The sequence below is a fragment of the Flexithrix dorotheae DSM 6795 genome, from assembly GCF_000379765.1.
Lineage (GTDB): Bacteria > Bacteroidota > Bacteroidia > Cytophagales > Flammeovirgaceae > Flexithrix > Flexithrix dorotheae.
In genome coordinates this window covers 358,980-372,279 of sequence record NZ_KB903431.1, presented here as the reverse complement: position 1 = coordinate 372,279, position 13,300 = coordinate 358,980, and the positions used below count along the sequence as shown (strand labels likewise).

Below are 13,300 nucleotides of genomic sequence, written 5' to 3'. Positions count from 1 at the left end.
ATGGCTGAATACATTTTGGTTTTTGACAAGGATGGGGTAATTGTTGATTCGGAAGAGTTAAAAATCCAGTCTATAGAAAAAATTTTTGCCGATGTAAACCCAGCTGAATTTGAATTAATTAAAATTTACAATAGAGCGAACCGAGGACTTTTTAGAAAATCAAAAATACAATATATTCTTTCCCATATTTTAAAGGAAAATCACATAGCAGAAAAAGTAGATAAAATGCTTATTCAGTGCCGAGATATGGTCTATGAAGTAATGGGAACTGCTCAAATGATTCCTGGTGTGGAGGCCTTTATTAAAAATGCGCCTCAAAAGAAGTATGTATCCTCTGCGGCTCCCCAGGAAGAGGTGATTGATAATTTGAAACAGTTTGGTATTTACGATCAGTTTGAAGGGATATATGGACATCCTAATAGTGATAAAGCTGCTATTCTCAGGAATTTATCCCAAAAAAATGATTTACCGGTATTTTTCTTTGGTGATACTCTTCTCGACATGGAGGAAGCAGAAAAAGCTGAAGTAAATTTTATAGGCATTGAAACGGCCCCGGGAACTTTCAATGGATTAAATGTCGATAAAGTAAAGGATTTTAGAGCAATTGATGAAATCCAGAAATTCATTGATAACAGGTTAAATATGTAATCAGACATTGGACAGGTGGAAAAACTTCACAACCATAATCCCTTTTTAATTAAGAGAATGGAGGACATTGAAATCCTCCGAAAAAAGCAAAAAGACACTCCTCACAGACATGATTATTATGTCATTATTTTTGTGGAAACAGCCAGGGGAATCCACCATATTGATTTCAAATCTTATCCTATTCAGAACAATACAATTTTTTTTATCAGTCCGGAACAGGTTCATCATCTTGAAATTGAAGGACAACCCATGGGAAAAGTCATTGAATTTACCCCCGAATTCCTTGAAACCAGTAAAATAAATAAGACATTTTTTGATCACCTAGGGCTCTTTTTTAACTGTAATGAAGTGCTTCCACTAACCCTGCCTTCAGATGAATTTTCTAACCTCTCCTATTATATCCGCCAATTGGAAAAGGAATCCGCACATGTACAAATTTTAAAGGAAGAAGCCATTGGAAACTGGCTGAAATTACTTCTCATAGAAATTAAAAGAATAAAGGTAAGAATTGGACAAGAGAATATCGCTATAGATAGTAATCAGAACAGAATAGTTGGTGAATTTAAACAACTTGTAGAAGCTCAATTTAAAAAGCGACATAAGGTGAATGAATTTGCAGAGCAATTAAATATCACTGCCAACTATTTGAATGAAGTTATTAAATCCTCCACCGGGATTTCAGCTAAAGAAATGATCCAAAACCGGATAATTCTGGAATCAAAAAGGCTTGCTATCAATTCGGAAAATACCATGAAGGAAGTAGCCTACCAGCTCGGATTTGAGGATATCCCCCACTTTAGTAAATTTTTCAAGAATTGCACTGGGAAAACTTTTTCGTCATTTAGTGAGGAAATCCGTAAAAAGTACAACACAAGCGATTATTTTGACATTTCCCCGTAATGGAAACAAAGGTAGATTTGTAATATCAAAAAAATTCAAAATCAAAAAGGAGATTACAATGAAAACTATCATTCATAAAGCGGAAACAAGAGGTCATGCCAACCACGGATGGCTTGATTCTCATCATACTTTTAGTTTTGCCAATTATTACGATCCTGAAAGGGTGCATTTTGGAACCCTCAGGGTTTTAAATGATGATATTGTTGAAGGAGGAATGGGCTTTGGAAAGCATCCTCACGACAACATGGAAATTATATCTATCCCTTTATCTGGTGATTTGGAACATAAGGACAGTATGGGAAATACAGCAGTGATTAGGGAAAATGATGTACAGGTGATGTCGGCTGGAACGGGTATTTTCCACTCAGAATATAATAAAAATAAGGATTCTAAGGTCAACTTTCTACAAATATGGGTATTTCCGAAAGAACGGAATATTAAGCCCAGGTATGATCAAAAAACTTATGACCCAAAAGACCGAACCAACAGGTTTCAGACAGTTGTATCTCCAACTGACCCTGAGGCCGTATCGATTAACCAGGATGCTTATTTTTCTCTGGGCAATTTTACTTCAGGACAAAAAACCAATTATAAAATTTCAAGTCCAGAAAATGGAGCATATTTTTTTCTGCTCGAAGGAAAGATAAAAATTGGGCAGGAAACACTCGAAAAAAGAGATGGAATTGGAATTTGGGATGCATCCACCCTAGAGATAGAAATTCTGGAAGATGCAGAAATTTTAGTAATGGATGTCCCCATGAAAAACTGATAAATTATCATTACTTTAATAGGGCATACCTCAATTCAGGTATGCTCTTTTTTTTATTATTCTAAATATATTTCCCCTTAAAACAAAAGAGATAATTACCTTTGAGCTCTTAAAAATTAAATGTAAAATCACTTCAATGAAATCTAATACAAAAGCTAAAATTTTCGAAATAGATGACCTACTCAAAGTAAGGGAAGGATGGAAACAGACAGAGGAAAAGGTTGTATTTAGCAATGGGTGTTTTGATATTCTTCATTTAGGACATGTAGATTATTTGGAAAAAGCAGCCAACCTTGGAGATAGATTAATTATAGGCTTGAACACCGATAGTTCTGTAAGTAAATTAAAAGGTCCGGAAAGACCAATAAATGATGAATACGCCAGGGCCAGACTATTGGCAGCCCTGGAGTTTGTAGATGCGGTAATTCTATTTGGAGAAGACACTCCGCTTAAATTAATTAACACTCTGCTTCCGGATATTCTGGTAAAGGGAAATGATTATGCAGTTGAAAATATAGTGGGTGCGGATGTGGTGTTGAAAAATGGAGGGGAATTAAAAACAATATCACTGGTAGAAGGCTTTTCCACTACCAAAATCATTTCCAAAATCCAAACAAATAGGTAAGCAATAAACAAAACTTATTTCCGGTCCTTAACAGGAATCACCAGTTTTAAGCCTGACCAAATTTTACTCACTGCACAAACCTTCACATCTACCAGTCCGGTTTCTAAAGCAAATCCTCTAATGATGTCTTCGTTCACATCAGTAGGAACTTTAGAAGCTTTCTTTGGCCAGGATACCCAAATCATTCCATTTTGTTTTATTTCAGTTTTTAATTGCTTTAATGTACTATGAAGATTTTTCACTTCCATAGTAAAAAAGTGAATGACATCCTTTAGTGTTTCCGGACTATCCTCAAAAGTGATATTTTCGGGAAACTCTTCAAAGAAGTCAAAAAAATCATCTGGCTGGTTTATTATTTTTAATATGAAACCCGACTTTATTCCAAGCTTTTTCGCCAAAGGAGTACCTGAATATCCTGCCATAAGTAAAATTTAATTTAACACTAAACAAAGATAAAGTTTCTCCAATCAACCTAAAGTGCGAAATCCTCATTTGAAAGTGTAAAAGAGAAACTTCACCGAAAATTAATCAGAGTTTAAGTGAAAAACATTTGTTTTACAGTGTAATTTTAAGATTTTTAAATCAAATAACCACATTGAGGTTAAACAACAAACTTAAACCCATTTTTTTAACTCAAACTATTTTATGGAAAATTTTGACGTAAATACTTCGGAACTGATGAACATGGCTCTTGAGTATGCCCCTAAACTAGCCTTAGCTATCTTAACTCTGTTAATTGGTTTCCCAATAATTAATTCAATTATTGGAATGTTAACAAAAGTCTTAAAAAAACGAAATGTAGATGAATCTCTGGTTCCTTTTTTAAGAAGTATTCTTGGCGTGCTGTTGAAAGCCATGCTTTTAATAAGTGTAGCCTCCATGGTAGGTATAGAAACTACTTCATTTGTTGCAGTAATTGGTGCAGCAGGTTTGGCGATTGGCCTTGCATTGCAGGGAAGTTTATCCAATTTCGCAGGAGGAGTACTTATCCTTTTATTTAAACCCTATAAAGTGGGAGATGTAATTGATGCGCAGGGATTTATTGGAAAAGTTCATGAAATTCAGGTTTTTAATACCATCATGAAAACCCCCGATAACAAAACCATCATTATTCCTAATGGGCCACTGGCAGGCGGTAGTATTACCAACTTTTCAACTGAGGCTACAAGAAGAGTAGATTTCACTTTCGGTATTGGTTATGGCGATGATATTGCCAAAGCAAAGCAGGTGCTTAGACAAATTATTGATGAGGATGACAGAATAATGAAAGATCCGGAACCATTTATTGCCGTGTCTGAATTGGCAGATAGTTCGGTGAATTTTGCAGTGAGAGTATGGTGTAATGCAGCAGAATATTGGAATATTTATTTCGATATGCAGGAAAAAGTGAAAGTAACTTTTGATAAGGAAGGCATCAATATTCCTTTTCCACAAATGGATGCCCATATTTACAATCACTCCTCATAACAAGGCCTAAAGCCAGCTATACATATAATTTTCATTTTCATATTTAATCTGACACCAGGGTAATTAAAACTTTAAAATTACCCTGGGTTGGATAACTACAACCATCTTGAAAGAGAATAAACCAAATTAGGTAATATTAAAATATTTTTTGAAGCAGTGAAAAAGCAACTGTTTCAGTTTAAAACTTTACAGTCGACAATTTCATTTTAAACCTGGTCTGATTTTCAGATCAGGTTTTTTTTGTCTCAAAAACACCCCTCCTGTTTATTCCTTTATTTTACCTCCGATTTCCTGAAGTAAATCTCCCAATAAGTTTCTATCCAGTTTTTTATGATCCAGGTTTCTCACCTCATCGAGCATTTGCCCCCTCAAATCTTCAATTTTTTTATCATGATTCTCTCTCAGCGTTTCAATCATGTTTTTTAACTCCTTAGAAGTTTCCGCCAACTTATTTGCAAGTTCAGTTTTTGCATCCAGAATATTCTTCCTTATTTGTTTAAACTCCTCATCATATTCCTGAATATTTTCCCCAAAAATTAATTGCTTGATGGCATCAATCTTTTGGTCTGTTGCGCCTTTCATTTTTGGCATCTCAATATTATTTTCCTTATCTGCCATTTCCTTGTTTTTTTAGTCAATTAATACATCTAACACATCTTCCTCAGCAATTCCGCTGGGATACAAATTATTTTTAGTTTGAAAATCTCGAATAGCACTATCAGTTCTGATGTCAAAAATTCCATCAGTAGGTATTTTATATCCTTTGGTATTCAATAATTTTTGAACTTCCCATACCCCCGAATTTTTATCACCTTTCTTTGCCCCTATCATTTTATCCAGCAGATATTTCTTGTAGCGAAATTTTTTTGGACTAATCCCTTCCTTTTCGATTGTTTTTATCTCCTCATTATTAAATCCCTGTGCCTTCAGCATTTTGGACTGAATCAAAATCTTTTCGATGTGTTTAACAGAGGCAATGATTTGGTTATACAAGGCGGCTCTTTCCCGGGCATCTATATTTTCCAGATCTGGAAACCGCACATCTATATCCTCATTAAACCATGATTCCCTGGCAATTGCCCCGACTTTAAAAGCTTGTTCATAATACTTGCTTACCAGCAACTGGTCATGATAATTAATATCTATACTATCATTGACCGGATAAGTATAGTTCACCGGAGGATGAAACCTTTCATATTGTTTGTATTGAAAAAAAATGATTATTGGCAGGGCAATAATTAGTAATATGATTGCTAGTTTTTTCATTTAAAAAAGCGCTTATCTTCTTTTTTTGACTGGCACTGAGCACCAATTTGGTAGTTTTTGATACAAATAATCTGATCATCCATGTGGCCATCCAGTTGCCTAGGAAAAATACAAATTCTTAACCTTACTTTTAAAGTAATAAGTATCAACACTCTAAGATAATTATTTTATCAATTCCTTACTACTTCAAAGATTATTTTTCCGCTGGTAAGAAAAAAATCCGATCGCATGAAAAAGCCAAAGGCTTATCATTAAAAAGAACTTTTGTTTTTTTCCAGGTGGAGCGAAACAAATCTGAAGTACGGTAATCTTCAAGAGCATATTCATTTTCCCACTTACTCACAGTAAAAAAAACGTTTTTACAGGATTTATCCCGAAGTAATTCGAGGGAAAGACATCCTTTAAATCCTCTGATTTTCTCCTTAGATGTTTTAAATATTTCCAGAAATAAATCAGTTTTATCTGGTTGAAAAGACATTTTCACAATTCTGGTAAAAGAAGAATTTTCCTGCATAAAGCCTCGTGCAAATTAGTTTGAGTATAAAAAAGCAATTAAGTAGTTTTGCACCTTAATTAAAAAAAATAAGATGAAATCTTCAGAAATTAGATTTAAGATAGAATTGGACGATGAAAATGTTCCTGAAAAAATATTTTGGCAGGCCACTGACAGCCCCGTAAAAGGACTTGAAGAAACCAAAGCCATCAATATTTCGATTTGGGATCAGAAGTTTAGAGAAACGCTGAGAATTGACTTATGGTCCAAGGAAATGCCTGTGGACGAAATGAAAAAATTCTATGTAGATACCATCGGAGGAATGGCGAATAGTCTGAGAACATCTACGGATGATAATTTTATGGCTGACGAAATGGAAAAGCTTTGTAATACACTAGTGGCTTACTTAAAAGAAGGAGAAAAAAAGGATAAATAAAACTTAAAACCCCGGAAAGAAATACAAATTTCCGGGGAAATATTAATTTTAATTGAGATACTTTAAGGCTTCTTCCTTATCCTTTTTCAACTGGGTTTTTAATTCTTCAATCCCAGAAAATTTTATTTCTGAGCGCAAATATTTCACAAAAGATAAGGTGATTTTTTCACCGTAAATATCCTGATCAAAATCAAAAATGTTTACCTCAATTCTTTTGGTCAGGTTCCCGGCTATTGTTGGCCTGAATCCAATATTTAACATGCCATTATAATTCTTTGCTTTTACCTGCACCTGCACTGCAAAAATTCCATTGGCCGGAATAAGTTTATAATCTTCCTCTACATGAATATTGGCGGTGGGAAAACCCAATGTTCGCCCAATTTGGTCTCCTTTTTCCACCACACCACTTAATTGGTATTGTTTTCCCAAAAATTTGGTCGCTATTTCCACTTTGCCACTTTCCAGTGCAGCACGGATTTTTGTAGAACTTACAGCAATTTCCTCAATTTCCTGCTTAGGAATTTCCTCCACCTCAAAACCAAGACTTCCCGCATTGGCCTTTAAAAATTCAAAACTTCCTTCCCGGTTTTTCCCAAACCTGTGGTCATAACCTATCACCAGTTTTTTAGTATTGGCCTTTTCTATGATTATCTTTTGAATAAATTCCTGAGAAGAAAGCTGGGAAAATTTTTTATCAAATGGGATAATCAATAAATGATCTATGCCAATGGCTTTAAGATAGGAGATTTTTTCTTCTAATGTAGATATCAGTTTTAATTTATGACCATTGGAATTAAGTACAAACCGAGGGTGCGGCCAAAAGGTAATAACCACACTGTCTTTGTTTTCCTGTTCCGCAATATGTTTGAGTCGTTCCAGAATTTTCTGATGGCCGATATGGACACCATCAAATGTACCGCTGGTCACTACTGAAGGGGGCAGTTTTATAAAATCATCCAAGCCGTGATAAACCTTCATTCTTCTGGTTTTAATGCATTAATTTGTTCAATGAGGTCAGTTAATTGGTAGGCATTCTCCACATCAAAATCGCCTATTTTAGTTCTTCTCAATTGGGACATATATGCTCCAACGCCAAGTTTTGCTCCGTAGTCATTCACCAGGCTCCTGATGTAGGTACCTTTCGAACAAACTACCCTAAAATATACATTTGGTAAGTCGATATGGGTGATTTCAAATGCCTTAATTTCAACTTTTCTGGGCTCTATTTTTACATTTTCACCTTTTCTGGCATGAGTATAAGCCCTTTTTCCATTAATTTTGACAGCTGAATATATGGGAGGAATCTGGTCGATAAACCCTTCAAATTCCCTGGTTGCATTTTTTATATCCTCAATTTGAAGATGGGAGATATCCTGTTCATTTTCGACTTCAGTTTCCAGATCAAATGAAGGGGTAGTTTTACCCACCACCAGAATTCCGGTATATTCTTTTTCCTGATCCTGAAACTCATTTATCTTTTTGGTTTTCCTTCCGGTACATAAAATCAGAAGTCCTGAAGCAAGTGGATCCAACGTACCAGCATGACCCACTTTTTTAATTTTGATGGCATTTCTAATTTTCTTAACCACATCGAATGATGTCCATTCCAATGGTTTATCGATGAGTAAAACTTCTCCTTCCTGAAAATTAAATACTTTATTTGATCCTGTCCCTTCCAAAATTTTCTAAAAACTGTTATCAATTTAGGCTTAATTTTTAAGCCAGGTTTACTTTACGCAAGTGCAAAAATAACAGCAATAGTTCCAACAATAAAACAGTAGATGGCAAAATATGATAATTTACCGTTTTTCACCAGCTTAATCATCCAGGTGCAGGCTGCCAGCCCGGTTAAAAAAGCACATACAAAACCAATCCCTAATGACTTCAGGTCCACACTTTGCTCAGTAGCCTCCAACTCAAAATAATCCTTTAGTTCGAGTAAAGTGGCCCCGAATATGGGAGCAAGAACCATTAAAAACGAAAATCGTGCAGCTTTGGCTTTATCCACACCAATAAGAAGTGCGGTGGCAATGGTAGATCCTGATCGGCTAATCCCTGGTAATACAGCAATGGCTTGTGCCACTCCAATGATAAAGGATTGTTTGTAACTGACCTCAGTTCCTTTTTTATCTCCATAAAAATGTGTAAGCATCAGTAATACGCCTGTCACCAGAAGCATAGAACCAACTAACAACACTTTTCCCTCAAAAAGGGCTTCAATGGCATCGTTAAAAAATACGCCAACAATAAAAACCGGAACCATAGAAATGGCAATTTTTATAGCAAATTCCACCGATTCATTCCACTCAAACTTAAATAAGTCTTTGAAAATGTCCACAATATCTTTCCAAAAAACAACAATAGTACTTAAGGCAGTGGCCGCATGTAAAATCACGGAAAAAAGCAGTCCGGCTTGAATTTCCTTACCCAAAATAGCTTTCCCTAATTCAAGGTGCCCACTACTACTCACCGGTAAAAACTCCGTCAGGCCCTGGATGATCCCAAGGATTATCGCATCAATAATGTCCATTTGATTTAATTAGAATTGTTAGTTTAGCCAAGAATTTTTATTCCTTTGTTGGAGTATCCTCCTTTTTATTCTTTGTTAGAATAGCAAAAAATTGAATGATAAAACCAGATAAAACGACTATTGGTCCCAGCGTCAGCCCTAAAAAACCAAACCCAAACTCTTCCTGATCCAGACTCATAATTACAAACCCGGAAAAAAGAACAATTAAACCCAAAAACATGATTTTGTAATTCTTCTTGGAAAAAACCAGTATTCTATTTTGGTCCTTCATTAGTATTTTAATTTTTGATGATGAGTACCTGAAATTATGCTAGCCTGTAAAAAATATTGGGGCTAAAAAAATCAAGTTACAATATTACAGTTTGTTGGAGTCAAATTAAAATTTGGAGTCGCAAAAAATCCGATTTCAGAAAGTAAAAAATTATTATGCGAGGTTACCTCAAATTAAAGAGATAAGGAAAGAAAAAGTGTTAATGGTATTAAATAGAGATCAGTAAAGTTCATCAAGCTTAAGTTTCAGGTATTTTGATACCGCCAGATATGCACTAAAATAGCTGATTGAAATTCCGATCACGATTATGGAGAAGAATACTATTGAAATTTCAACCAAATTCAAGTTAGATTCAAAACCTTCCAGGAATGGCCTTGTTAAAAATAAAAGAATTGATAGAAAACAAATCGCAATCATTCCCCCCAAACATCCCTGCAAAATGGCCCTTAATAAAAATGGTTTTTTAATAAAATAAGATGTAGCCCCAACCAATTGCATACTTCTAATTAAAAACCTTTGGGAAAAAAGGGCAAGTTTAATGGCATTGTTAATAAGAATCACCACTGTGAACAACAATATGCCAACAAGAATCACCAAAACTAGCCCTACCCTTTTAATATTATCATTGATGCTTAGGATCAATTCCTTGAGATTTCGTGTAAAAGCTACTTCAAAAACCTGGGAATGAGACTCCAGATCCAGTTTTACAAAATCAAGGTTTTCATTAGTCTGGTAATTTTGATTGAGTACAATGATATATGAATCTCTAAGTGGATTTTCTCCTAAAAATTCAATAAAATCCTCTCCCGTATCTTCAATTAATTGTTTTGCAGCATCTTCCTTGGATAAATACCTGACCGCTGACTTGCCATCAGTTTTCATTATATATTCCTTCCTTTCCAAATCCTTTACAAGTCCCTCTTTCTCCTCACTAGAGAGATCTGACTTTAAAAATACCTGAATTTCAATATCCTTTTTGAGGTTGTAAGTCAGGTTATTAGCCAAAATGACCAACAAGCAAAAAAGACCAATCATGAATAAAGCAGTGGAAATGCTTACAAGCACATTGATAAAAGGATAACTTCCTACCTGTTTTTTTGCCTGATATTTTACCTTTGAACCCAATTTAAAAAAATTATTATTAAAAAAACTTTACCCCTTCTTGGCTGAAAAATATTTTGGAACTTTTTACCGTCAATTTTCCATTATCCGGGTAAAATTAAAAAATGCCACAATTTTGCCCAACTTCTATGGTATTAACATTTTCCCTTTCAAATAATTATAAATTATATCCAGTACTTTTTTATTCCTGAAGGTTAAATCTTCAGGAAAAATTCAGGAAACAAGTATTTCATTAACTTTGCTTTCAAAATCTAAAATTCATGACCACTCACAACCAATTTAAATTCCTACCGGGGAATCCTTCTGATAAAACAGACTTCAATACCGCCCAGTATTTAATTTTTACTGCTGATAAAATTCTGGTTGAGTTTATCCATGAAAAGCCTGTCCTGTTTTTTCAAAGACTTCCATTTAATGCTTCTGAAGTAAGGGTTTCATCAGAGTATTTGGGTCTGGTTAATGAAAAAGCCTGTTTTACGGTAAATATAGAGGAGGACCTTCCAACATTTGAAAACTTTGAATGGGTCACCTTAAGGTCATTAATCACCACTGTTGAAAAGGAATTATTTCTCATGCTAAGTAAAGCCAGGCAGATTAATTTCTGGGCTGAAAATAATCGGTTTTGTGGCAAATGTGGGACTCCAACCGAATCAGTTCCCAGTGAAAAAGCCAAATCCTGCCCTAAATGCAATGCGATTTTTTACCCCAATATTTATCCGGCAATCATAGTGGCCATTGAAAAAGAAGGTAAGATTTTGCTGGCACATGCCAAAAGGTTTAAAGAAAACTTTTATAGCGTATTGGCAGGTTTTCTGGAAGTGGGAGAATCATTTGAAGATTGCCTAAGAAGAGAAGTTTATGAGGAAGTTGGCATTCAGGTAAAAAACATAAATTACTTCGGAAGCCAGGCCTGGGCTTTTCCAAGCTCTATGATGGTAGGTTTCACAGCCGAATGGGATAGTGGGGAAATACAGGTAGATGACGATGAAATTTCGCATGCCGATTGGTATGCACCTGATGAACTGCCCCTTACTCCTGGGGAATACAGTATTGCTGGTCAATTGATTTCCTGGTTTGTCCATAAACACAAAAAGGAAGCGTAATAAGCCTCCTTTAGTTTAGGTTCAAGTCAAATCTGCTTTGTGTGCGCAAAATTTGATTAGCATATAGTTCTATTATAAATTATTTCCGTCTCTTTTTCCTTGTTTTTGGCGTAACTCTGGTTGGTGTTTCCTCTTCTCCAAATCCAAGAGAAAGCTGAGTGCCTCCTGAAACGGCTGCAATTCCCGGCTTTTGGAAGGGTTGCAACATAGGTTCAGGAGTTTGCCTTTTAGGAGGTTTGAAACCTATGGTTACCGTTTTTTCCTCCTCAATTTTTTCTTCCACTTTGGTTACTTCCTTTTTTTCAACAGGTTTTTCTTCAGGAAGTTTTTGTTCGTCTTTTAAATCAGAAGTCTGTCTGTCAGTCTTGTTTATTAAACTCTCTTCTATACTATTAGCACTAATTAATTCTAAAATTTTCTTTAAATCCTCATTTTTTCCTTCCTCCTGCTTTGACTCTTTCTGTGCCAAAATCTCCCCTCCCTCAACAGCAGTTCGGTAATCAAAATAGACCAGGAAAAAAACGATAAGGACAATAATCAGCTCATTTACCCCGGACAAAGCCGCAAACGCAAATTGATCAAAAGAGGATTTCTCCTTATCTCCCTTAATTTTATTTTTATATTCACCATCAATATTGTTGATGGATTCACTCAAAGCTTTCTCCAGGTAAGCAAGTTTATCAGCATAAGAAGAAACTGTTTTAGCGGTAGCCTCATTATATAAATTAATTTTCCCTTTGTAACTCACCGAAGCTTTAAAGTCCTCCAATTCCTTTTTCTCTTCTCCTATTCTGGACTCATAATAATTGATCAGACTATCCCGCTTGTTTGTAAATTCTTTTAAAATTTCCTCTTCAGAGTTATTTTGTAGAGAATAATATTTTTTTGCCCCCTCTATCGAGACACAGATCGATCCACAAAGCAACAACATGGCTAAAACTGCCATACCAAAAGGTACTTTATTCACTCTGTAAAAGGTTTCAAATACATTGGCTAATAAAATACTTTTCGCAATTTCCCAAAAAGCCAGGAACAAACCCGCCAGCACAAATGACAGGTAAATATTCTGGATTGCGGTATCGATAAGGAAGGAAACAAATACCAACCCGGTGAGGATACTGAACAAATGGAAAATAAACCGAAAGTACTTGCTGCTATCCTTAAGATAGCCAAACCTTTCGCTAAAAGTTTTAAATCTGAATCTATCTTTTGCCCGCTTTACTTCCTGCTCAAATTCTTTATTATTTAAGAGCTCCTGAAGCTCATTATCAATTTTTGCCAAGACTTTAAAGTTAAATTACAAACCTGGATTTCAATTTGGAAAGCCAATTTAAACCTAAATTAACATTGGGTGCAACTGATCATAAATTTTATTTGTGAACAAGTATGTGGATAAGATGTTGATAACTTGTTGATATGTTGTGGATAAGCACGAATTCGTGTTAATTAACTGATTATCAGTAAAATAAATTTCATTTTTTTATTGTGTAAATAGACTAAAAAAATGGTTAAAATGGATAAACTTCAACTTTTTAGGTTCATTTATTTTTAACTTTTCAGTCACATAACACCGCCCAAAAATTGGATTTTTAGCAAAATAAAAGACACTCAAAATGAGTGTCCTTTACCGATGTTCTACATGTTAACTAAATGTAATCTTTAAGCATTTT

General features: G+C 35.0%; 17 protein-coding genes. 7 read left to right on the top strand and 10 right to left on the bottom strand.

Going from position 1 to position 13,300, the window contains the following annotated elements:
• The 4 genes from A3EM_RS0105485 to rfaE2 all read left to right on the top strand — a co-directional run bounded on the left by A3EM_RS0105485 (position 1) and on the right by rfaE2 (position 2,942).
• Positions 1-648, top strand: a complete 648-nt coding sequence (locus A3EM_RS0105485; protein ID WP_020527171.1) for an HAD family hydrolase — start codon at positions 1-3, stop codon at positions 646-648.
• Between the two features lie 57 nt (positions 649-705).
• A complete protein-coding gene (locus A3EM_RS45545; RefSeq protein ID WP_020527170.1) occupies positions 706-1,548 on the top strand; it encodes a helix-turn-helix domain-containing protein in 843 nt (280 codons plus the stop codon).
• Positions 1,549-1,606: 58 nt separating this feature from the next.
• Positions 1,607-2,317 carry a pirin family protein gene (locus A3EM_RS0105475; protein ID WP_026210113.1) on the top strand — a complete coding sequence of 237 codons (711 nt, stop codon included), beginning with the start codon at positions 1,607-1,609 and terminating at the stop codon, positions 2,315-2,317.
• Positions 2,318-2,453: 136 nt separating this feature from the next.
• Positions 2,454-2,942: a D-glycero-beta-D-manno-heptose 1-phosphate adenylyltransferase gene (rfaE2, locus tag A3EM_RS0105470; RefSeq protein WP_020527168.1), complete on the top strand. Its 489-nt coding sequence runs from the start codon at positions 2,454-2,456 to the stop codon at positions 2,940-2,942.
• Positions 2,943-2,956: 14 nt separating this feature from the next.
• Here the strand turns inward: rfaE2 and A3EM_RS0105465 are convergent, their stop codons facing one another.
• Entirely contained in the window at positions 2,957-3,364 is a 408-nt protein-coding gene (locus A3EM_RS0105465) for a DUF3052 family protein (protein WP_020527167.1), read from the bottom strand.
• A gap of 223 nt (positions 3,365-3,587) precedes the next feature.
• Between A3EM_RS0105465 and A3EM_RS0105460 the strand changes: the two genes are divergently transcribed.
• Positions 3,588-4,409: a mechanosensitive ion channel family protein gene (locus A3EM_RS0105460; RefSeq protein ID WP_020527166.1), complete on the top strand. Its 822-nt coding sequence runs from the start codon at positions 3,588-3,590 to the stop codon at positions 4,407-4,409.
• Positions 4,410-4,673: 264 nt separating this feature from the next.
• Here the strand turns inward: A3EM_RS0105460 and A3EM_RS0105455 are convergent, their stop codons facing one another.
• The 3 genes from A3EM_RS0105455 to A3EM_RS0105440 form a co-directional block, all read right to left on the bottom strand.
• Positions 4,674-5,027 carry a hypothetical protein gene (locus A3EM_RS0105455; protein ID WP_020527165.1) on the bottom strand — a complete coding sequence of 118 codons (354 nt, stop codon included), beginning with the start codon at positions 5,025-5,027 and terminating at the stop codon, positions 4,674-4,676.
• Between the two features lie 12 nt (positions 5,028-5,039).
• Positions 5,040-5,675 (bottom strand): peptidoglycan-binding domain-containing protein, encoded by a 636-nt coding sequence (locus A3EM_RS0105450; RefSeq protein WP_020527164.1) that lies wholly within the window; start codon positions 5,673-5,675, stop codon positions 5,040-5,042.
• Positions 5,676-5,868: 193 nt separating this feature from the next.
• Entirely contained in the window at positions 5,869-6,189 is a 321-nt protein-coding gene (locus tag A3EM_RS0105440) for a putative quinol monooxygenase (RefSeq protein ID WP_020527162.1), read from the bottom strand.
• A gap of 73 nt (positions 6,190-6,262) precedes the next feature.
• Here A3EM_RS0105440 and gldC point away from each other — a divergent pair, with 73 nt between their 5' ends.
• A complete protein-coding gene (gldC, locus tag A3EM_RS0105435; protein ID WP_020527161.1) occupies positions 6,263-6,604 on the top strand; it encodes a gliding motility protein GldC in 342 nt (113 codons plus the stop codon).
• A 48-nt stretch (positions 6,605-6,652) separates the two neighbouring features.
• On the opposite strand, the gene A3EM_RS0105430 is transcribed toward gldC, so the two are convergent.
• From A3EM_RS0105430 to A3EM_RS0105410, 5 genes are all read right to left on the bottom strand, one after another.
• On the bottom strand, positions 6,653-7,582 hold the full coding sequence (locus A3EM_RS0105430) for a bifunctional riboflavin kinase/FAD synthetase (protein ID WP_020527160.1): 930 nt from the start codon (positions 7,580-7,582) through the stop codon (positions 6,653-6,655).
• Entirely contained in the window at positions 7,579-8,283 is a 705-nt protein-coding gene (truB, locus tag A3EM_RS0105425) for a tRNA pseudouridine(55) synthase TruB (protein ID WP_020527159.1), read from the bottom strand. The genes A3EM_RS0105430 and truB overlap by 4 nt, the downstream gene beginning before the upstream one ends.
• 53 nt (positions 8,284-8,336) lie before the next feature.
• Complete coding sequence (gene uppP / locus A3EM_RS0105420) at positions 8,337-9,134, bottom strand: undecaprenyl-diphosphatase UppP (RefSeq protein WP_020527158.1); 798 nt, start codon at positions 9,132-9,134, stop codon at positions 8,337-8,339.
• Between the two features lie 37 nt (positions 9,135-9,171).
• Positions 9,172-9,405, bottom strand: coding sequence for a DUF3098 domain-containing protein (locus tag A3EM_RS41615; protein ID WP_020527157.1), 234 nt, complete (start codon positions 9,403-9,405; stop codon positions 9,172-9,174).
• A 219-nt stretch (positions 9,406-9,624) separates the two neighbouring features.
• Positions 9,625-10,530: a cell division protein FtsX gene (locus tag A3EM_RS0105410; protein ID WP_020527156.1), complete on the bottom strand. Its 906-nt coding sequence runs from the start codon at positions 10,528-10,530 to the stop codon at positions 9,625-9,627.
• A gap of 257 nt (positions 10,531-10,787) precedes the next feature.
• Here A3EM_RS0105410 and nudC point away from each other — a divergent pair, with 257 nt between their 5' ends.
• Entirely contained in the window at positions 10,788-11,630 is an 843-nt protein-coding gene (gene nudC / locus A3EM_RS0105400) for an NAD(+) diphosphatase (protein WP_020527154.1), read from the top strand.
• Between the two features lie 79 nt (positions 11,631-11,709).
• Here the strand turns inward: nudC and A3EM_RS0105395 are convergent, their stop codons facing one another.
• Positions 11,710-12,912 carry a hypothetical protein gene (locus tag A3EM_RS0105395; protein ID WP_020527153.1) on the bottom strand — a complete coding sequence of 401 codons (1,203 nt, stop codon included), beginning with the start codon at positions 12,910-12,912 and terminating at the stop codon, positions 11,710-11,712.
• Positions 12,913-13,300: the final 388 nt, after the last annotated feature.